General features: G+C 65.0%; 15 protein-coding genes. 13 read left to right on the top strand and 2 right to left on the bottom strand.

Annotation, left to right across the window (positions count from 1 at the left end; translation table 11 throughout):
- The first annotated feature begins 151 nt into the window (after positions 1 to 151).
- Positions 152 to 1,744: a sigma-54-dependent transcriptional regulator gene (locus AC0Z2B_RS20390; protein WP_476299001.1), complete on the top strand. Its 1,593-nt coding sequence runs from the start codon at positions 152 to 154 to the stop codon at positions 1,742 to 1,744.
- Here AC0Z2B_RS20390 and AC0Z2B_RS20385 read toward each other — a convergent pair.
- The gene (locus AC0Z2B_RS20385; protein ID WP_476298999.1) at positions 1,713 to 5,795 is read right to left on the bottom strand and encodes a deaminase domain-containing protein; all 4,083 of its coding nucleotides are present in this window, start codon (positions 5,793 to 5,795) and stop codon (positions 1,713 to 1,715) included. The two genes, AC0Z2B_RS20390 and AC0Z2B_RS20385, sit on opposite strands and share 32 nt — an antisense overlap.
- A gap of 206 nt (positions 5,796 to 6,001) precedes the next feature.
- Complete coding sequence (locus AC0Z2B_RS20380; RefSeq protein WP_416426162.1) at positions 6,002 to 6,262, bottom strand: DUF2790 domain-containing protein; 261 nt, start codon at positions 6,260 to 6,262, stop codon at positions 6,002 to 6,004.
- A 418-nt stretch (positions 6,263 to 6,680) separates the two neighbouring features.
- Between AC0Z2B_RS20380 and acs the strand changes: the two genes are divergently transcribed.
- The 12 genes from acs (at position 6,681) to astB (ending at position 21,229) form a co-directional block, all read left to right on the top strand.
- Complete coding sequence (acs, locus tag AC0Z2B_RS20375; RefSeq protein ID WP_416426161.1) at positions 6,681 to 8,636, top strand: acetate--CoA ligase; 1,956 nt, start codon at positions 6,681 to 6,683, stop codon at positions 8,634 to 8,636.
- Positions 8,637 to 9,223: 587 nt separating this feature from the next.
- On the top strand, positions 9,224 to 10,000 hold the full coding sequence (locus tag AC0Z2B_RS20370; protein ID WP_473004053.1) for a lysine/arginine/ornithine ABC transporter substrate-binding protein: 777 nt from the start codon (positions 9,224 to 9,226) through the stop codon (positions 9,998 to 10,000).
- An 89-nt stretch (positions 10,001 to 10,089) separates the two neighbouring features.
- Complete coding sequence (locus AC0Z2B_RS20365) at positions 10,090 to 10,779, top strand: ABC transporter permease (RefSeq protein ID WP_416426158.1); 690 nt, start codon at positions 10,090 to 10,092, stop codon at positions 10,777 to 10,779.
- Complete coding sequence (locus tag AC0Z2B_RS20360) at positions 10,776 to 11,474, top strand: ABC transporter permease (RefSeq protein ID WP_416426157.1); 699 nt, start codon at positions 10,776 to 10,778, stop codon at positions 11,472 to 11,474. Before AC0Z2B_RS20365 ends, AC0Z2B_RS20360 begins: the two co-directional genes overlap by 4 nt.
- A 4-nt stretch (positions 11,475 to 11,478) precedes the next feature.
- Positions 11,479 to 12,591 (top strand): M14 family metallopeptidase, encoded by a 1,113-nt coding sequence (locus tag AC0Z2B_RS20355; RefSeq protein ID WP_476298996.1) that lies wholly within the window; start codon positions 11,479 to 11,481, stop codon positions 12,589 to 12,591.
- Between the two features lie 19 nt (positions 12,592 to 12,610).
- A complete protein-coding gene (locus tag AC0Z2B_RS20350; RefSeq protein ID WP_027978661.1) occupies positions 12,611 to 13,375 on the top strand; it encodes an ABC transporter ATP-binding protein in 765 nt (254 codons plus the stop codon).
- A 127-nt stretch (positions 13,376 to 13,502) separates the two neighbouring features.
- Positions 13,503 to 14,483, top strand: a complete 981-nt coding sequence (argR, locus tag AC0Z2B_RS20345) for a transcriptional regulator ArgR (protein ID WP_416426155.1) — start codon at positions 13,503 to 13,505, stop codon at positions 14,481 to 14,483.
- A gap of 484 nt (positions 14,484 to 14,967) precedes the next feature.
- Positions 14,968 to 16,188 (top strand): aspartate aminotransferase family protein, encoded by a 1,221-nt coding sequence (locus AC0Z2B_RS20340; protein ID WP_416426154.1) that lies wholly within the window; start codon positions 14,968 to 14,970, stop codon positions 16,186 to 16,188.
- 69 nt (positions 16,189 to 16,257) lie between these two features.
- On the top strand, positions 16,258 to 17,286 hold the full coding sequence (gene aruF, locus AC0Z2B_RS20335; protein WP_476298994.1) for an arginine/ornithine succinyltransferase subunit alpha: 1,029 nt from the start codon (positions 16,258 to 16,260) through the stop codon (positions 17,284 to 17,286).
- A gap of 61 nt (positions 17,287 to 17,347) precedes the next feature.
- A complete protein-coding gene (astA, locus tag AC0Z2B_RS20330) occupies positions 17,348 to 18,382 on the top strand; it encodes an arginine N-succinyltransferase (RefSeq protein ID WP_476298992.1) in 1,035 nt (344 codons plus the stop codon).
- A complete protein-coding gene (gene astD / locus AC0Z2B_RS20325) occupies positions 18,379 to 19,842 on the top strand; it encodes a succinylglutamate-semialdehyde dehydrogenase (protein ID WP_416426150.1) in 1,464 nt (487 codons plus the stop codon). The genes astA and astD overlap by 4 nt, the downstream gene beginning before the upstream one ends.
- Before the next feature lie 37 nt (positions 19,843 to 19,879).
- Positions 19,880 to 21,229 (top strand): N-succinylarginine dihydrolase, encoded by a 1,350-nt coding sequence (astB, locus tag AC0Z2B_RS20320; protein WP_476298990.1) that lies wholly within the window; start codon positions 19,880 to 19,882, stop codon positions 21,227 to 21,229.
- Positions 21,230 to 21,234: the final 5 nt, after the last annotated feature.

Here is a 21,234-nt window from a genome sequence, read left to right as displayed (position 1 = left end):
TAGCGCCCCGCATCGCAGCCACAGCCCACACTTTTCGTAAACTATTCGATACAGCTACCGCGTTCATCGGCGCCCATGTCTTGTCGTCAGCCTAAAATGTCACATATTCTTTACGAATATCTTCGCCCTTCGGCAAAAAACAGGCCCCTCCATGCGCATCAAAGTCCACTGCCAGAACCGCATCGGCATCCTGCGTGACATCCTCAACCTGCTGGTGGAATACGGCATCAACGTCGCCCGTGGCGAAGTGGGTGGCGAGCACGGCAACGCCATCTACCTGCATTGCCCCAACCTCATCAACCTGCAGTTCCAGGCCCTGCGCCCCAAGTTCGAAGCCATACCCGGCGTGTTCGGCGTCAAACGGGTGGGGCTGATGCCCAGCGAGCGCCGGCACATGGAGCTCAATGCGTTGCTGGGGGCGCTGGAATTCCCGGTGCTGTCCATCGACATGGCCGGGTCAATCGTCGCCGCCAACCGCGCCGCCGCGCAGCTGCTGGGGGTGCGGGTGGACGAGGTGCCGGGCATGCCGCTGTCGCGCTACGCCGAGGACTTCGACCTGCCGCAGCTGGTGCGCGACAACAAATCGCGCATCAACGGCCTGCGGGTGAAGGTGCGCGGCGACGTGTTCCTCGCCGACATCGCCCCGCTGCAGTCCGAGCATGACGACAGCGAAGCCCTGGCCGGTGCGGTGCTGACCCTGCATCGCGCCGACCGCATCGGCGAGCGCATCTACCACGTGCGCAAGCAGGAACTGCGCGGTTTCGACAGCATCTTCCAGAGCTCGAAAGTGATGGCCGCCGTGGTGCGCGAGGCGCGCCGCATGGCGCCCTTGGACGCGCCGCTGCTGATCGAGGGCGAGACCGGCACCGGCAAGGAATTGCTAGCCCGCGCCTGCCACCTGGCCAGCCCTCGCGGCCAGTCACCGCTGATGGCGCTCAACTGCGCCGGCTTGCCCGAGTCCATGGCCGAGACCGAGCTGTTCGGCTACGGCCCCGGCGCCTTCGAAGGCGCGCGCGCCGAGGGCAAGCTGGGCCTGCTGGAGCTGACGGCCGGCGGCACGCTGTTCCTCGATGGGGTAGGGGAGATGAGCCCGCGCCTGCAGGCGAAATTGTTGCGCTTCCTGCAAGACGGCTGCTTCCGCCGCGTAGGCAGTGACGAAGAGGTGTACCTGGACGTGCGGGTAATCTGCGCCACGCAGATGGATCTGTCGGAGCTGTGCGCCCGCGGCGAATTCCGCCAGGACCTGTACCACCGCCTCAACGTGCTGTCGTTGCACATTCCGCCGCTGCGCGAATGCATGGACGGCCTCGACCCGCTGGTGGAGCACTTCCTTGACCAGGCCAGCCGCCAGATCGGCTGCCCGCTGCCGCGCCTGGCGCCCGCCGCCAAGGACAAGCTGGCCCGCTACCACTGGCCAGGCAACGTGCGGCAGCTGGAGAACGTGCTGTTCCAGGCCGTGTCGTTGTGCGACAGCGGCTGGGTCAAGCCCGAGCATATCCGACTGCCCGACTACGGGGTGCGCCAGCCGCTCGGTGACTTTTCGCTGGAGGGCGACTTGCAGCAGATCGTCGCGCGCTTCGAGCGCGCGGTGTTGGAACAACTGCATGCCCAGCACCCCAGCAGCCGCTTGCTGGGCAAGCGCCTGGGGGTGTCGCATACCACCATTGCCAACAAGCTGCGCGAGCATGGCTTAGGCAAAACTGAACCGGTACTCAGTCCAGCGGGTAAGGTTCCAGGAAGCTGATGCTCATGCTGGCCTGGGGGAACAGTAGCTTGAGCTGCGGCAGCACGATGGCGCCACATGAACGGCAGGTGTCCATGCGCGTGAACACCTGCAGGTCGGTCACTGGCTGGCCGCGCAGGTCGGCCTTGAGCACCGTGGCGATCAGGCGCTCGGCGTCCTGGTCGCGGGGGTGGGGGCGGATGATCTTGCGTTCAGCGTGACGCACCACCGCCAGGCTGGTCATTTGCGGATCAGGGCCGCGAGTACGCATGATCGCGCGAGCATCTATCCATTCCACCCCGTCGAGGGTCTGGCGCGGGCCGCTGGCTACATCGATTTTCAAGCGGATCGCCGCCGCACGTTTGCCGCCGGACAGGGCGTAGTAAACCATCTGTCGTCCATCGGCCAGGCGCACCCGGATGAAGGCGAGGTTGGCCTGCGCCATGGTCTGGCGCAGTGCGGCATGCACGCTGGCATCGCCGAGGTTATCGGCGGTGATGGCGGGGAAGCTGCCTGGCGAGGTGCCTTGCGGTGGGGCCAGGCTGTTGAGCACATCAATGTGTGCCTGTTGCACGTTCCTGGGGCGCGTGGTGAGGAAGCCGCGGTCGGGGATCAACGCCTGCATCCGCTCGAACAGGCGCAGCTGCTGGCTATTGCCCGCCAGGATATGGGTGGCGTAGCCGAGCAACTCGTTGTGTCTACCTGTAGCCTCCGCGTAGGCGGCATAGGTGGGGAAGGCGTCGAGGGGAATGTCGCCGGGGTCGGGCTGGTGCTTGGCCAGGTCAAACAGCAGCGTGGCGATGTTTTCCCGGTCGCGGGTAGCGGACGGCGTGCCACTGACGATGCGGTAGGTTTCGCTGGTGGTGAGGAAGCGGTTGATATCCTCTTCGGCGGTGACGCGCTCGAAGCTCAGTTCGCCGGGACGGTCCAGCGCACGGTAGATCACGTGGGTATCGGCCTCCACTTCAATGCACGGGCCCTGAGGGGTACCCATGATGTGGCCGCGCAGGATGCGTCGGTCCCCCACGCCGGCCACCAGTTCGTCAAGCTCCAGGACGGGCAGCGTGTCGTTGATCAACCCGGCCTGCTCGGCGGTCAGTGAGGGGGCCAGGCCAAAGCGGCTGTCGGCAGAGCGTCGGCCGCTGATGCTCGGCAGGTAGTGCACCGACGCACCGTTGGCAGTGGGCAAGGGCAGGCCAAAGGTAGCGCGTTCGGCATCGGTGACCGGTACCAGGCGCCCAGCGCGCGTCCGTTCGCGCCGCCACAGGGTGCCATCCATGACCACCACATCCAGGTTCGCGGGCGCCTGGCTGCTGCTGCCACCGGCAATCGCCAGGCTCGCGAGCCGGTAGCTACGCGCCTGCCAGGCATGTGCGGCATGCTCCCCGGCGGTCGCCTGGGTGGGCAGTGCAGTGACAGGAAGTTGGTGGGTGTACAGGCTGGCGCACCCCGGGGCGTCGGCTGCCCGCGGGATGCGGCACGGGGTGGCCGTCTCGATCATGCGGCGGGGTTTGCGCAGCGTGCCAAGGTGATCATGGCGCACGTAGTATTTGCCGCTGATTTCCTGGCTCAAGCGGTACAGGTGGCCATCAATGAGCACGTCCACGCTGCGGTCGGCCCGGGGGATGAGCATGACCTGGCTATCCACGTGGCTGCGCAGGTAGCGCAGGCCATCGGGCCCGCGATGCAGGGCCAAGGCGCCAGGGTCGAGCCCGGGGCGGGCCATGGCGAAGGCTTCGATGAAGGTGCGCTCGGCGCCGCCGGGCGTCAGGTCCAGCAGCGGCGGGCCGTAGGTGCGGCTGATCTGGGCGGGCTGGAGGTGCCAGATGCCCTGGCTGGGGCGCGCCACTTGCCCTGTGGAAATCCCCAGGTCCCTGGCGAAATCGAAAGGAAGACGGCGTTGGTGAAGGTTGAGCCAGCGGCTCACCGCGAAAGCTGTATTTGCCAGTGGCGAGCGACCGCCGCTGTGCAGCAGGCGGTTAATGAGGCGACGGTTGGCCACCAGTGTTCTGAATACAGGCGTTACCGCCGTCAGCGGCAAGGTCACTGCATCCAGCACGCACATGGACACGCCGCCGCTGCCCTGGGTATCGAAGCAACTGGCAAAAGGCACGCCGATGCGTGCCAGGTGGGCCGCCAGGCTGCGGCCCTGGATGCTTTTTTGCTGCAACTCCAGTTGGGTCATGCCCCGGCACTGCTGCCTCAGGTCGTCGAAGTGGTGCATCCACACGTGGTCCAGCGCGATGTCGACCAGGCGTGCCAGTGGCCCGGGAGGCAGCAGCGGCCCTACCGCCTGCACGCCCCCGGCGGTGCTGTAGGTGAATGGGTGCTCGGCGTCGTGGTAGTCCTCGAACTGCAACTGCAGGTGTTCGCGTGCCCACCGCTCCATTGGCACTCCCTGGCGGTCGATGGCCCGGCTGTCCCACCGCCATTGCTGGGGAAACCAGCGGTACAAGGTTTCGCCCTGGCTGCCCTGGCACAGAATCAGCAGGGCGGGGCAACGGCGCAGGGCCCATAGCTCGGGATCGGCATCGCCCAGTGGCGGAATGCTCATCTGGTTCGGCCCGATGAATTCATGCCAGTGCACCGCGTACGCCTGCAGCGATGCTGCTTCCATTCCCGCGCGGTCGTTGTCGGGGAGCCGCTGGATGAACAGCTCGAGCAAGTCTTTCAATGCGCGGTGGCAATGGTCGCGGTAGGCGCTGAACAGTTGGTCGAACTGCGCGGTGATGTTGGTGGCGGTGGTTTTCTTGAGTGCGGCATGGCGAAAGCCAGCGCCGCTGTCGAGCAGGCGCTCCAGGTGGGAGGTCTTGCGATTGCCCGCGACAATTTCATGCGGCTTGATGCCAAATGATTCCAGGTAGTCGATGCCCATTTTTATGCGCGAGGGTGGGCTGCTCAGTTGTGCCAGTGTCGCCATGATGTCGAAGGCGTCGAGGGCGGCGTTGATGTCGGCTGGCGTGTACCAAGGTTGCCTCGGCAGTATGCGGTTGTGCTCCGCCCATTGCATGACGAGCGGCGCGCGGACGAGCAGGATTTTGACCTGGTCTTCCTCCGTGATCGCTTGCGCTTGTTTCAGCAGCGCCACCTGCAGCGCCGTCTCGGGCGTCAACAGCCACGGATCGCGCTCCGACAGGCTGATGCCCAGCCGCAATTGCACGGAGTACAGGTCCGGCAGGTGCTCGAAGTCAGGCGGCAGGTCTTCGAGCAGCAGCAGCGGGGCTTGTTGGCGCAGCAACAGCGGTGCTACCAGTGCCAGTTCGGCAGGGCTGCAGTTCAGGTGTGCCGCGAGCGCCTGGTCCAGGCGTGCACGTAACGCCTGTGCGTTGCCCTGGGTGGTGAGCGACACGCCGGCAAGTTCACCCTCGATGCGCGAACTGCGAGGGGCGAGATAGTCGACGATGGCCTGCATCGCCAGTTCGCGCTGCAGATAGTGGGGCGGCGGTACCCATTGCAGGTCGTCAATCACTGCTTTTTCGAAGGCGTTGAAGGTAGCGCAACCAAACAGGCAAGGCATCAGCCGCCGTGGCTCGGTGGTGCAGGCCAGGGCGAAATCCATCTGCAGGTAATCGAGCAGCCGCGCCATGCGCCCGCCGCCCACGCGTTTGTGCAGGACACGGGAGACGCACGCCGACAGGTCTGTACCCAGGTGGCTGAAAGCGCCGTTCCGGGTTTGCAGCGGGGGCTGCGTGGGCGTGGCTTTGCTGGCCAGGCTCGGATACAGCAGCAGGCAGGCCAGCCAGGCGCAATCTGTCGCACGTGCGAAGGTTGCCTGTAGCCACAGGTGGCTGGCGGCGCTGAACACCCGGCGTCCAGCCTTGGCCCGACGGGATACCTTGCGCAGTGTTGCCGGCAATTCCGGGTCCACGTCGCGCAAGGCTTGTGTTGCCTGGGCCTGCAGGTGCTGGCCTAGTTGCGCGGCGTCTACGCTGGCGTTGGTGTTCAATGAGCGTTGAATCAGCGCGACGACGGCGGGGTTTGCGCACAGCGCTTCAACGTTATCGAGCCATTGAAAGTCACTGCCCAGCGGATCAATGCTGGAAATATCTTTGCACTGAAACAGCGATGTCAACAGTGTGCCAACGGTTGGGGTGGTTTTTTTGATTAAGGGAACAGCGGAAGGGAAATAAAGCGCCATGCAAACTCCGAGGTACTGATAAGGGCGAACGAAAAGTTCGGCGCATCATCAAGCGTTCGGGTGGCGTGCAGGTATTGAATAATTATTCGATCAATTAAATAGGCCAGCGCCTCCTGAAGAGGCGCTGAAGCACTGTGAACTTATCCGTTCGAGCAGCCGTTGCCCATCACGCGGTATTCAAGAATGTGTTTCTGGCCAGTGGAGTCCAGGTAGGTCATGCGTGCCGGCACTACTTCGCAGACGTTGGGGATTTCGCTGGTGCTGATGACCTTGGCGATATCCAGGTGCTGCGAATAGTTGTAGTGCTCCACCGGAACTTCAGTGTTGGCGGTGTTCGAAACTTCATCAGCCATGGCTGCCAGCGAGAATGTACTCAGGGCCAAGACAATTAAAGCTTTCATTTTAAAGTTTACCTTTGTGCGGTCGTCAGGGGGCACGCAATCCTTGTGGGACTGCGTGTGTTGCTAGGGAAAGTTAGAGTCGGATTAACGTGCCTTCGTGGGGGCTGTTGCGTGTGTTAATCACAGTGCCGGTTGGCGAGGTGAATTTTAGGGCGATGGCGGGGGGTTAAACAGACAGAGTTTTGATAAACAGTTTTATCTGAATCTGTAACAATCAATTTCGTAGCGGTCGGCGGCACGCTTTTTCCTGCAAAGACACGCGGCCGTCGTGGCGCCTCGCGCCCGGGCTTGAGCCTTGCCGCCCGCCGTCATCAAAGAGTAGGGTAATGGTTACTACCATCGTCGAATGGCCTCGGCGTGCGCTTAGCCTTACAACGAGGTCATACAAAAACAACTACATAGCTCCGAGGTAAGAAAGATGAGTGCGGCGTCCCTGTATCCCGTTCGTCCCGAGGTGGCAGCCACCACGCTGACCGATGAAGCGACCTACAAGGCCATGTACCAGCAGTCGGTGGTGAACCCTGACGGCTTCTGGCGCGAGCAGGCCCAGCGCCTGGACTGGATCAAGCCCTTCACCAAGGTCAAGCAGACCTCTTTCGATGACCATCACGTGGACATCAAGTGGTTCGCCGACGGCACTCTCAACGTCTCCTACAACTGCCTGGACCGGCACCTTGCCGAGCGCGGCGACCAGATCGCGATCATCTGGGAAGGCGACGACCCCTCCGAGCACCGCAACATCACCTACCGCGAACTGCACGAAGAAGTCTGCAAGTTCGCCAACGCCCTGCGTGGCCAGGACGTGCACCGCGGTGACGTGGTCACCATCTATATGCCGATGATTCCTGAAGCCGTGGTCGCCATGCTGGCCTGTACCCGCATCGGTGCCATCCATTCGGTGGTGTTCGGCGGCTTCTCCCCCGAGGCCCTGGCCGGGCGCATCATCGACTGCAGCTCGAAGGTGGTGATCACCGCCGACGAAGGCCTGCGTGGCGGCAAGAAGACCGCGCTCAAGGCCAACGTCGACCGCGCCCTGACCAACCCGGAAACCAGCAGCGTGCAGAAGGTCATCGTCTGCAAGCGCACCGGCGGCGACATCGAGTGGAACCGCCACCGCGACATCTGGTACCACACCTTGCTGGATGTGGCGTCCAGCACCTGCGCGCCGAAGGAAATGGGCGCCGAGGAGCCGCTGTTCATCCTCTATACCTCCGGCTCCACCGGCAAGCCCAAGGGCGTGCTGCACACCACCGGCGGCTACCTGGTGTACGCAGCCCTCACCCATGAGCGCGTGTTCGACTACCGCCCGGGCGAAATCTACTGGTGCACCGCCGACGTCGGCTGGGTCACCGGCCACAGCTACATCGTCTACGGCCCGCTGGCCAACGGCGCCACCACGCTGCTGTTCGAAGGCGTGCCGAACTACCCGGACATCACCCGCGTGTCGAAGATCATCGACAAGCACAAGGTCAACATCCTCTACACCGCGCCCACCGCCATCCGCGCCATGATGGCCGAGGGTACTGCGGCGGTGGAGGGCGCCGACGGCTCCAGCCTGCGCCTGCTGGGCTCGGTAGGCGAGCCGATCAACCCCGAGGCCTGGGGCTGGTACTACGACACCGTGGGCAAGCAACGCTGCCCGATCGTCGACACCTGGTGGCAGACCGAGACCGGTGGCGTGCTGATCAGCCCGCTGCCGGGCGCCACCGCGCTCAAGCCGGGCTCGGCGAGCAAGCCGTTCTTCGGCGTGGTGCCGGGGCTGGTGGACAACCTGGGCAACCTGATCGATGGCGCCGCCGAGGGCAACCTGGTGATCCTCGACTCGTGGCCGGGCCAGTCGCGCAGCCTGTACGGCGACCACGACCGCTTCGTCGACACCTACTTCAAGACCTTCCGTGGCATGTACTTCACCGGCGACGGCGCGCGCCGCGACGAAGATGGCTACTACTGGATCACCGGCCGCGTCGATGACGTGCTCAACGTCTCCGGCCACCGCATGGGCACCGCCGAGATCGAAAGCGCCATGGTCGCCCATCCCAAGGTGGCCGAGGCCGCGGTGGTGGGCGTGCCCCACGACATCAAGGGCCAGGGCATCTATGTGTACGTGACCCTCAACCATGGCGTGGAAGCCAGCGAGACCCTGCGCCAGGAACTGAAGAACTGGGTGCGCAAGGAGATCGGCCCGATCGCCTCGCCGGACGTGATCCAGTGGGCGCCGGGGCTGCCCAAGACCCGCTCGGGCAAGATCATGCGCCGTATCCTGCGCAAGATCGCCACCGGCGAGTACGACGCGCTGGGCGATATATCCACCCTGGCCGACCCGGGCGTGGTGCAGCATTTGATCGATACCCACAAGGGCATGAAGGCGGCGTAAGGCTGCTGCGCTAACCCTGGAACCCCGCCCGTTGGCGGGGTTCTGCATTTCTGTAGCCGCTGCCGCAGGCTGCGCTGGCCCTCTGCCTCGCAGGGCATCTCCAGCGTACTGACGGGCCAGCGCAGGCTGGCGGCAGCGGCTACAGGAATCACGCGCCTCTCAAGAATGCAGGGATATATCGGTGTTACCGTCCGTCACCTTTTCGTGCGCCAAAAGGAGGCGAAACGCCACAAACCGGTGCGCCGGTCCTACGAAAAATGACAAAGCCAAACGCCAGGGTTGCCGGATTACAAGGCTTTGCCAATAATAGGCGCGCAATTTGCTTGATAGATCGGTTCCCTGTCATTTGCCTTTGCATAAACCTCAAAGGCTGTCAATAATCTCGGGTCGTATTCTCGGTGCATCTGTAACTAGTTGTCGCATTGAAGAAATATCGGCTTCGGGGCTGTCGCTAAAATGCCGGTCACTCGCCGTCGCCCGATGAGCCATGCTCCCGAGCCGCGCGCCGCTATCTGCGTTGTACCCATTCGCATATTGGGCCTGTGCTCACTCTGCCATTTATTGCCCTTTACCGATGGAGTCCTGAGATGAAGAAACTCGTGCTTCTTGGCGCCCTGGCGCTGTCCGTGCTGTCGCTGTCCTCGTTCGCCGACGAGAAGCCTTTCAAGATCGGTATCGAAGCGGCCTACCCACCGTTCGCCTCCAAGGCTGCCGACGGCAGCATCGTGGGTTTTGACTACGACATCGGCAACGCCCTGTGCGAAGAGATGAAGGTCAAGTGCCAGTGGGTCGAGCAGGAATTCGACGGCCTGATCCCGGCGCTGAAAGTGCGCAAGATCGACGCCATCCTGTCGTCCATGTCCATCACCGAAGACCGCAAGAAGTCGGTTGATTTCACCAACCGCTACTACCTGACCCCAGCGCGCCTGGTGATGAAGGAAGGCACCACCGTCGCCGACAACCTGGACGGCCTGAAAGGCAAGAAGATCGGTGTGCAGCGCGGTTCCATCCACGAGCGTTTCGCCCGCGAAGTGCTGGCGCCAAAAGGCGTGGAAGTGGTGCCGTACGGCTCGCAGAACGAAATCTACCTGGACGTGACCGCTGGCCGCCTGGACGGCACCCTGGCCGACGCCACCCTGCTGCAGGACGGCTTCCTGAACACCGACGCGGGCAAGGGCTACGCCTTCGCAGGTCCATCGTTCACCGACGTCAAATACTTCGGTGACGGTGTGGGCATCGCCGTGCGCAAGGGTGACAAGGCTGACCTGGACAAGCTCAACGCTGCCATCGCCGCCATCCGCGCCAACGGCAAGTACAAGCAGATCCAGGACAAGTACTTCAACTTCGACATCTACGGCCAGTAACTGGCTGTAAGCGTCACCCGACAGATGGTGCAAGCCGCAGGCGCTGAGGCTTGCACCATTTTTTCATTTCCACGGTCGAGGAAATTTACATGTTAGAAGGCTACGGGGCAGTCATCCTCGATGGCACCTGGCTGACCTTGCAGTTGGCCCTGTCGTCGATGGCGCTAGCCATTGCCCTGGGATTGATCGTCGTCGCACTGCGGCTGTCGCCCGTGCGTTGGCTGGCCTGGCTGGGGGCGACCTATTCCACGGTCATCCGCGGCATTCCCGACCTGGTGCTGATCCTGCTGATCTTCTTCGGCGGCCAGGACCTGCTCAACCGCGTCGCGCCCCTGCTGGGCTTCGACGACTATATCGATCTCAACCCCATGGCGGCCGGCATCGGCACGCTGGGCTTCATTTTCGGGGCGTACCTGTCGGAAACCTTCCGCGGTGCGTTCCTGGCCATCCCCAAGGGGCAGGCCGAGGCTGGCCTTGCCTATGGCATGAACAGCCGCCAGGTGTTCTTCCGCGTGCTGGTGCCGCAGATGATCCGCCTGGCCATTCCCGGCTTCACCAACAACTGGCTGGTACTGGTCAAGGCCACGGCGCTGGTGTCGGTGGTGGGCCTGCAGGACATGATGTTCAAGGCCAAGGCCGCGGCGGACGCCACGCGCCAGCCGTTCACTTTCTTCCTGGCGGTGGCCGCGCTGTACCTGGTGATCACCAGCGTATCGCTGCTGGTGCTGCGGTTCCTGGAAAAACGCTACTCGGCTGGCGTAAGGGTGGCTGAACTATGATTTTTGATTACAACGTGGTCTGGGACAACCTGCCGCTGTACTTCAGCGGCGTGCTGGAGACCATCAAGCTGTTGCTGCTGTCGCTGTTCTTCGGCCTGCTGGCGGCCTTGCCGCTGGGCCTGATGCGCGTGTCCAAGCGGCCGCTGGTGAACCTGCCGGCCTGGCTGTACACCTACGTGATCCGCGGCACGCCGATGCTGGTGCAGCTGTTCCTGATCTACTACGGCCTGGCGCAGTTCGCCGTGGTGCGCGAGAGCATCTTCTGGCCGTGGCTGTCCAGCGCCACCTTCTGCGCCTGCCTGGCGTTTGCCATCAACACCAGCGCCTACACCGCGGAAATCGTCGCCGGCAGCCTCAAGGCCACGCCCCATGGCGAGATCGAGGCGGCCCGGGCCATGGGCATGTCGCGGGTCAAGATGTACCGTCGCATCCTGCTGCCGTCGGCCCTGCGCCGGGCGCTGCCGCAGTACAGCAACGAAGTCATCATGATGCTGCAGACCACCAGCCTTGCGTCGATTGTCACCCTGATCGACATCACCGGCGCGGCACGCACGGTGAACGCGCAGTACTATCTGCCGTTCGAAGCCTACATCACCGCAGGCGTTTTCTACCTGTGCCTGACCTTTATCCTGGTTCGCCTGTTCAAGCTGGCCGAGCGCCGCTGGCTGGGCTACCTGGCACCACGCAAGGGCTGAAGACATGCAACGCATCGATCATCCATTGCCCTGGAGCACCCTGGGCAGCGAGCGTCACCTGAGCGTGTTCCGCTTCGGCAGCGGCGAGCGCAAGGCCTACATCCAGGCCAGCCTGCACGCCGACGAACTGCCGGGCATGCGCACCGCCTGGGAACTGAAAAAGCGCCTGCTGGCGCTGGAGCAGGCCGGCCAGCTCAAGGGCGTGGTCGAACTGGTGCCGGTGGCCAACCCCATCGGCCTGGGCCAGTTGCTGCAGGGCGCCCACCAGGGGCGTTTCGAGTTCGGCAGTGGCAAGAACTTCAACCGTGACTTCCACGAGCTGAGCGAGCCGGTGGCCGCCGCGCTGGATGGCCAGCTGGGTGACGACGCCCACGCCAACATCCGCCTGGTGCGCCAGGCCATGCGCGACACCCTGGCCGCGCTGCCGCCGGCCGCCAGCCAGCTGCAGGGCCTGCAACGCCTGCTGCTGGGCCACGCCTGCGACGCCGACGTGGTGCTGGACCTGCATTGCGACGCCGACGCCGCGCTGCACATGTACGCGCTGCCGCAGCACTGGCCGCAGTGGCGCTCGCTGGCCGCGCACCTGAACGTGCGCGTGGGCCTGCTGGCCGAGGACTCGGGTGGCAGTTCGTTCGACGAAGCCTGCTCGTTGCCGTGGCTGCGCCTGTCCCGGCGCTTCCCCGAGGCCCAGCTGCCGCTGGCCTGCCTGGCCACCACCGTGGAGCTGGGTGGCCAGGCCGACACCGCGCGCGACGACGCCGAGCGCCACGCCGAGGGCATCCTGGCGTTCCTCGCCGAACAGGGGCTGATCGCCGGCGAGTGGCCGCCAGCCGCCAACGAACCGTGCGAAGGCATGCCCTTCGAAGGCACCGAATTGCTGTTTGCCCCGCACCCCGGCGTGGTCAGTTTCCTGCGCGCGCCCGGTGAATGGGTAGAGGCGGGCGACCCGCTGTTTGAAGTGATCGACCCGTTGGCCGATCGCGTTACCGTCGTGTGTGCCGGCACTGCCGGCGTGCTGTTTGCCATCGAACGACTGCGTTACGCCCAGCCAGGTTTCTGGCTGGCCAAGGTCGCCGGGCGCCAACCCCTTCGTCGCGGGCGCCTGCTCAACGACTGACTGCTTTGTGAGAACCGCTATGTACAAACTTGAAGTCCAGGACCTGCATAAACGCTACGGCAGTCATGAAGTGCTCAAGGGTGTGTCCCTGGCCGCGAAGGCCGGCGATGTCATCAGCATCATCGGCTCCAGCGGCTCGGGCAAGAGTACCTTCCTGCGCTGCATCAACCTGCTGGAGCAGCCGCACGCGGGCAAGATCCTGCTCAACAACGAAGAGCTGCAACTGGTGGCCAGCAAGGACGGCGCCCTCAAGGCCGCCGACCCCAAGCAGCTGCAGCGCATGCGCTCGCGCCTGTCCATGGTGTTCCAGCACTTCAACCTGTGGGCGCACATGACCGCCCTGGAAAACATCATCGAGGCGCCGGTGCACGTGCTGGGCGTGTCGAAGAAAGAGGCGCTGGAAAAGGCCGAGCACTACCTGAACAAGGTTGGCGTGGCGCACCGCAAGGACGCCTACCCAGGCCACATGTCCGGCGGCGAGCAGCAGCGCGTGGCCATCGCCCGTGCCCTGGCCATGGAGCCCGAAGTCATGCTGTTCGACGAACCCACCTCGGCGCTCGACCCTGAGCTGGTGGGCGACGTGCTGAAGGTGATGCAGGACCTGGCCCAGGAAGGCCGCACCATGGTGGTGGTCACCCACGAGATGGGCTTCGCCCGCGAGGTGTCCAACCAGCTGGTGTTCCTGCACAAGGGCCTGGTGGAAGAGTCGGGCTGCCCGCGCGACGTGCTGGCCAACCCCAAGTCCGAGCGCCTGCAGCAGTTCCTGTCCGGAAGCCTGAAGTAGTCGTCATTTGATACAAACGATGACTGCCACGTTGTTGTAGAAAGGGGCATGCTGCGCGTCTTGGCAGCATGTTCCTTCCATCCGCTCTGCCGAGCATTGATCCTGAACAGGTTTCGGACCGCACCCCATGACAGCCCAACGAATCGGTTTTCTCATCTGGCCGAGCACCAAGGCCCTGACCCTGGCGCTGGCTGAAGAGGCCCTGGATGTGGCCCAGAAGGTGCACCCCGAAGTGGCCTACGAGATGGTGTTCCTGCACGCCGAGCCTGCCCCTGAAGGCGGCTGGCAGTTGCCGGGCGAGCCGTGGGCGGGGCGCCTGGAAGGCTGTCAGAAACTGTTCCTGCTGGCCGACGAACCGCCGGCCGCGCTGGCGCCGGCCCTGGCCACCGCGCTCAAGCAGCTGGTGCGTTCGGGCTGCGTGATTGGCGGCCTGTCCGCCGGCGTCTACCCCATGGCCCAGGTCGGCCTGCTGGACGGCTACCGCGCCGCGGTGCACTGGCGCTGGCAGGATGATTTCGCCGAGCGCTTCCCCAAGGTGATTGCCACCAGCCACCTGTTCGACTGGGACCGTGACCGCATGACCGCGTGTGGCGGCCTCTCGGTGCTGGACCTGCTGCTGGCGGTGCTGGCCCGCGACCACGGCGCCGAGCTGGCTGGCGCGGTGTCGGAAGAACTGGTGGTGGAGCGCATCCGCGAAGGCGGCGAGCGCCAGCGCATTCCGCTGCAGAACCGCCTGGGCTCCAGCCATCCCAAGCTCACCCAGGCGGTGCTGCTGATGGAGGCCAACATCGAAGAACCGCTGACCACCGACGAAATCGCCCAGCACGTGTGCGTGTCGCGCCGCCAGCTGGAGCGCATCTTCAAGCAGTACCTGAACCGGGTGCCGAGCCAGTATTACCTGGAGCTGCGCTTGAACAAGGCGCGGCAGATGCTGATGCAGACCAGCAAGTCGATCATCCAGATCGGCCTGTCGTGCGGTTTCTCGTCGGGGCCGCATTTTTCCAGTGCCTACCGCAATTTCTTCGGCGCAACGCCGCGGGAAGACCGCAACCAGCGCCGCAGCAGCAGCCCGTTCGAGCTGTCGTCGGTGCCCGCCGAGCGCGGGTAGCCACCATTCCGCAACGCCTGCAAACCCGTAGCCGCTGCCGCCAGGCTGCGCTGGCCCCTGAGTACGCTGGAGATTTTCAGTGTGGCTGAGGGCCAGCGCAGCCTGACGGCAGCGGCTACGGATAGTGGTGAGGCTGGCGGGTGCATGCCTTGGTTTTTTTGGCGCTCTTGAGATCGAGCGCCGCCCGCGCGGCGCAACGCAGCCTGGCGGCAGCATCTACATTTGTTGCACCGTGCCATGGCCTGGTGGATCGGCGTTGTCCGCCTTGTGCGCATGGCAGGGATCTTCGGGCGCCTATGCCACATTCGCGCGACCAAACCGTTGCCTGATGCAATAATATGTCGCATTACCGAAAACCCCCCGTTTTCACGGTTTGGCGCTGTAAGAAGTTGTCGCTTGGCGACAAGGACAAGCGCTGGCCAGTCCTTACAATCCCCCCATCGCTCGCCAATACCAGGCGGGCGTTCCTCTTCAGGAGACTCCGATGTCCGTTGAGCATGCCCAGGTGCAACGCGCCGATTTCGACCAGGTGATGGTCCCCAACTACGCCCCGGCCGCCTTCATTCCCGTGCGCGGCGCAGGTTCCCGGGTGTGGGACCAGGCAGGTCGCGAACTGGTCGACTTCTCGGGCGGCATCGCCGTCAACGTGCTGGGCCACGCCCACCCGGCGCTGGTCAACGCCCTGACCGAGCAGGCCAACAAGGTCTGGCACGTGTCCAACGTGTTCACCAACGAGCCGGCCCTGCGCCTGGCCCACAAGCTGGTCGACGCCACCTTTGCCGACCGCGTGTTCTTCTGCAACTCCGGCGCCGAGGCCAACGAGGCCGCGTTCAAGCTGGCCCGCCGCGTGGCCCACGACAAGTTCGGCCCTGAAAAATACGAAATCATTGCCGCCACCAACAGCTTCCACGGCCGCACCCTGTTTACCGTGAGCGTGGGCGGCCAGCCCAAGTACTCCGACGGTTTCGGCCCGAAGATCACCGGCATCACCCACGTGCCGTACAACGACCTGGCTGCGCTGAAAGCGGCCATCTCGGACAAGACCTGCGCCGTGGTGCTGGAGCCTATCCAGGGTGAAGGCGGCGTGCTGCCGGCGGACCTGGCCTACCTGCAAGGCGCCCGCGCGCTGTGCGACCAGCACAATGCGTTGCTGGTGTTCGACGAAGTGCAGAGCGGCATGGGCCGCAGCGGCGAGCTGTTCGCCTACATGCACTACGGCGTCACCCCGGACATCCTCTCCAGCGCCAAGAGCCTGGGCGGCGGTTTCCCGATCGGCGCCATGCTGACCACCACCGAGCTGGCCAAGCACTTCGCCGTGGGCGTGCACGGCACCACCTACGGCGGCAACCCGCTGGCCTGCGCCGTGGGCGAGGCGGTGATGGACGTGATCAATACCCCGCAAGTGCTGGCTGGCGTCAAGGCCAAGCACGAGCGCTTCAAGGCCCGCCTGCAACAGATCGGCGAGCAATACGGCGTGTTCACCGAAGTGCGCGGCCTGGGCCTGCTGATCGGTTGCCAACTGAGCGATGCCTGGAAGGGCAAGGCCAAGGACTTCTTCAACGCCGCCGAGCAGCACGACCTGATGATTCTGCAGGCCGGCCCCGACGTGGTGCGTTTCGCGCCTAGCCTGGTGATTGAAGACGCCGACATCGACGAAGGCCTGGACCGCTTCGAACGTGCCGTGCAGCAACTGACCCAAGCCTGATTCCGCGTCGGCAAAAGGCGAGCGCCACGGCGCTCGCCGTTTTTTCAAGCAATTCCAAGGAGTGACACCATGCTGGTAATGCGCCCTGCGCAAATGGCTGACCTGGCCGAGGTCCAACGCCTGGCCGCGGATAGCCCGATTGGTGTCACGTCCCTGCCGGACGATGCCGAACGCCTGCGCGACAAGATCGCGGCGTCCGAAGCCTCGTTCGCCGCCGAGGTCAGCTTCAATGGCGAGGAGAGCTACTTCTTTGTCCTCGAAGACAGCCAGACCCAGCGCCTGGTGGGCTGTTCGGCCATCGTCGCATCGGCGGGCTATTCCGAGCCTTTTTACAGTTTCCGTAATGAGACCTTCGTGCACGCCTCCCGCGAGCTGAAGATCCATAACAAGATTCACGTGCTGTCCCAGTGCCATGACCTGACCGGCAACAGCCTGCTCACCAGCTTCTACATGGTGCCGGACATGGTTGGCAGCGCCTGGTCCGAGCTGACCTCCCGGGCGCGCCTGCTGTTCATGGCCAACCACCCCGAGCGCTTCGCCGACTCGGTGGTGACCGAGATCGTCGGCTACAGCGACGACAACGGCGACTCGCCGTTCTGGGACGCCATCGGCCGCAATTTCTTCGACATCAACTACGCCGAGGCCGAGCGCCTGTGCGGCATCAAGAGCCGGACCTTCCTGGCCGAGCTGATGCCCCATTACCCGATCTACGTGCCGCTGCTGCCCGACGCCGCCCAGGAAGCCATGGGCCAGGTGCACCCGCGGGCGCAGATCACCTTCGACATCCTCATGCGCGAGGGTTTCGAGACCGACCACTACATCGACATCTTCGACGGCGGCCCGACGCTGCACGCGCGGGTCTCGGGCATTCGCTCCATCGCCCAGAGCCGCGTGGTGCCGGTCAAGCTCGACAGCGGCAACAGCGACGTGGTCAAGGGCGGCCGCCCGTACCTTGTGGCCAACGCCCAGCTGCAGGACTACCGCGCGGTGCTGCTGGAACTGGACTGGGTGCCCGGCAAGCCGGTGACCCTCAGCCTGGAAGCGGCCGAGGCACTGGGTGTGGGCGAGGGCGCCAGCGTGCGCCTGGTAGCAGTTTGATACCTGTCATTCACAGGTCGAGTTCTGCGGGTTGCCACTGCGGCCCGCGCAAGGAGAAAGCATGATCGTTCGTCCCGTACGCAGCAGCGACCTACCGGCGCTGATCGAGCTGGCACGCAGCACCGGCACCGGCCTGACCACCTTGCCGGCCAACGAGGAGCGCCTGGCGCACCGCGTTGGCTGGGCCGAGAAGACCTTCCGGGGCGAAGCCGGGCGCGGCGACGCGGACTACCTGTTCGTGCTGGAGGATGACGACGGCAAGGTCGTCGGCATTTCCGCCATCGCCGGCGCCGTTGGGCTGCGCGAGCCTTGGTACAACTACCGGGTGGGCCTGACGGTCAGCGCCTCGCAAGAGCTGGACATCTACCGCGAGATCCCCACGCTGTTCCTGGCCAACGACCTGACGGGCAACAGCGAGCTGTGCTCGCTGTTCCTGCGCAGCGAATACCGCACCGGCCTCAACGGCCGCCTGCTGTCCAAGGCGCGGCTGATGTTCATCGCCGAGTTCCCGCAGCTGTTCGGCAACAAGATCATCGCCGAGATGCGCGGCATGTCCGACGAGCAGGGCCGTTCGCCGTTCTGGGAAAGCCTGGGCCGGCACTTCTTCAAGATGGAATTCAGCCAGGCCGACTACCTCACCGGCGTGGGCAACAAGGCCTTCATCGCCGAACTGATGCCCAAGTTCCCGCTGTACACCTGCTTCCTGTCGCCCGCCGCGCGCGAGGTGATCGGCCGCGTGCACGCCGACACCGAGCCGGCGCTGACCATGCTCAAGGGCGAAGGCTTCAGCTACCAGGGGTATGTCGACATCTTCGACGCCGGCCCGGCCATCGAGTGCGAGACCGCGAAGATCCGCGCCGTGCATGACAGCGAAGCGCTGGTGCTGGCCGTGGGCACCCCCGGTGACGACGCCACGCCGTTCCTGATTCACAACCGCAAGCGCGAAGAGTGCCGCATCACCGCCGCCCCGGCGCGCCTGGCGGCCGGCACCCTGGTGGTCGACCCGATGACCGCCAAGCGCCTGCGCCTGAGTGCTGGCGACCAGGTGCGCGCTGTCGCCCTGTCGCCGCAGCCCGTACGGGAGGTACGCAAATGAGCACGTTGTACGTGGCCGGCCAATGGCTGGCAGGGGCGGGCGAAGCCCTGCAATCCCTCAACCCGGTGACCCAGGCCGTGGTGTGGCAAGGCCGCGCGGCCAGCGCCGAGCAGGTCGACCAGGCTGTGTTTGCCGCGCGGCAGGCCTTCGTCGGCTGGGCGTCGCGCTCGCTGGACGAGCGCATCGGCGTGCTCGAGACCTTCGCCGTCACGCTCAAGGCGCGCGCCGATGAACTGGCCCGCTGCATTGGCGAGGAAACCGGCAAGCCGCTGTGGGAAGCTGCTACCGAGGTGACCAGCATGGTCAACAAGGTCGCCATTTCCATCCAGAGCTACCGCGAGCGTACGGGCGAGAAGAGCGGGCCGCTGGCCGACGCCACCGCCGTGCTGCGCCACAAGCCCCACGGCGTGGTGGCGGTGTTCGGCCCCTACAATTTCCCCGGCCACCTGCCCAACGGCCATATCGTGCCGGCGCTGCTGGCCGGCAACGCCGTGCTGTTCAAGCCCAGCGAGCTGACGCCGAAGGTGGCCGAGCTCACCGTGCAGTGCTGGATCGATGCCGGCCTGCCCGCCGGTGTGCTGAGCCTGCTGCAAGGCGCCCGTGACACCGGCGTGGCCCTGGCGGCCCATGACGGCATCGACGGCCTGTTCTTCACCGGCTCAAGCCGCACCGGCAACCTGCTGCACAGCCAGTTCGCCGGGCGCCCGGACAAGATCCTGGCCCTGGAGATGGGCGGCAACAACCCGCTGGTGGTGGAAGAAGTGCAGGACCTGGAGGCGGCGGTGTACACCATCATCCAGTCCGCGTTCATTTCCGCCGGCCAGCGCTGCACCTGCGCCCGCCGCCTGCTGGTGCCCGAAGGCGCCTGGGGCGACGCATTGCTTGAACGTCTGGTGCAGGTGGCCGGCGACCTGGTGGTCGGCCCGTACGACCAGCAACCGCCGCCGTTCATGGGTTCGGTGGTGTCCCTGGCCGCGGCCCAGGCGTTGCTCGATGCCCAGGCGCAGCTGCTGGCCAAGGGCGCCACGGCGCTGCTGGCCATGACCCAGCCCCAGGCGAATGCCGCGCTGCTCACCGCCGGTATTCTCGACGTGACCGCCGTGCAGGCGCGCCCCGATGAAGAGTGGTTCGGCCCGCTGTTGCAGGTGATTCGCTACGGCCGCTTCGAGCAGGCCATCGCCGAGGCCAACAATACCCAGTACGGCCTGGCCGCGGGCCTGCTGTCCGATTCGGCCGCCCGCTACCAACAGTTCTGGCTGCAAAGCCGCGCCGGCATCGTCAACTGGAACAAGCAGTTGACCGGCGCCGCCAGCAGCGCGCCGTTCGGCGGCGTGGGTGCCTCGGGCAACCACCGCGCCAGCGCCTATTACGCGGCGGATTATTGCGCCTACCCGGTGGCTTCGCTGGAAGCCCCTGCCGTCAGCCTGCCGGCCAGCCTGACCCCGGGCGTGAAGCTGTAAGCGTGAGCACAATAACGAGATCCATGGAGCCTGGCCGATGAAAGCCTATGAAGTGAACTTTGATGGTCTGGTAGGTCCGACCCACAACTACGGCGGGTTGTCCTACGGCAACGTCGCCTCCCAGAGCAACAGTCAGCAGGCTTCCAACCCGCGTGAAGCGGCGCGCCAGGGCCTGGCGAAAATGAAGGCGCTGATGGAGATGGGCTTCGTCCAGGGCGTGCTCGCACCCCAGGAGCGCCCGGACATCGCCGCCCTGCGCGCACTGGGCTTCGGCGGCAGCGACGCCCAGGTCATCGAGCGCGCCGCCCGCGAGGCCATGCCGCTGCTGGTGGCCAGTTGCTCGGCGTCGAGCATGTGGGTGGCCAACGCCGCCACGGTCAGCCCCAGCGCCGACACCGCCGACGGCCGCGTGCATTTCACCGCCGCCAACCTCAACTGCAAATACCACCGCAGCATCGAACACCCCACCACCAGCCGCGTGCTGGGGGCGATGTTCGCCAATGACCGGCACTTTGCCCACCACGCCGCCTTGCCTGCCGTTGGTCAGTTCGGCGACGAAGGCGCGGCCAACCACACGCGCTTCTGCCGCAGCTACGGCGAGCCCGGCGTGGAGTTCTTCGTGTTCGGCCGCAGCGCCTTCGACACGCGCTACCCGGCGCCACAGAAATACCCGGCACGCCAGACGCTAGAGGCCTCCCAGGCGGTAGCGCGGCTGCACGGGCTGGGCGAGGAGGGCGTGGTGTTCGCCCAGCAGAACCCGGCGGTGATCGACCAGGGCGTGTTCCACAACGACGTGATTGCGGTGGGCAACGGCGAGTTGCTGTTCCACCACGAGGACGCGTTCCTGGACACCGCGCCGATGCTCGCGCAACTGCAGGCTAAACTGGCGAAAAGGGGCGGCAACTTCCAGGCGGTGTGCGTGCCGCGCAGCGAGGTGTCGGTGGAGGACGCGGTGCGTTCCTACCTGTTCAACAGCCAGCTGCTGTCGCGCGCCGACGGTTCGATGCTGTTGATCGTGCCCGAGGAGTGCCGCAGCAACGAGCGCGTCTGGAGCTACCTGCAGCGCCTGACGGCCCAGGGTGGCCCGATTGCCGAGGTCAAGGTGTTCGACCTCAAGCAGAGCATGCAGAACGGCGGCGGCCCGGCGTGCCTGCGCTTGCGCGTGGCGCTCAACGAAACCGAGCTGGCCGCGGTGAACCCGGGGGTGATCATGACCCCGGCGCTGTACGACACCCTGACCCAGTGGGTGGACCGCCATTACCGCGATCGCCTGGGCGAAGCGGACCTGGCCGACCCGCAATTGCTGCTGGAATGCCGCACGGCATTGGATGAACTGACGCAAATCCTTAAACTGGGCGCGGTTTACCCTTTCCAACTTCAACCTTGAGAGAT

Source organism: Pseudomonas sp. GYB4201, from assembly GCF_056312595.1.
Note: the sequence above shows the minus strand (reverse complement) of the source record. Positions and strands in the feature narration are given on the sequence as shown.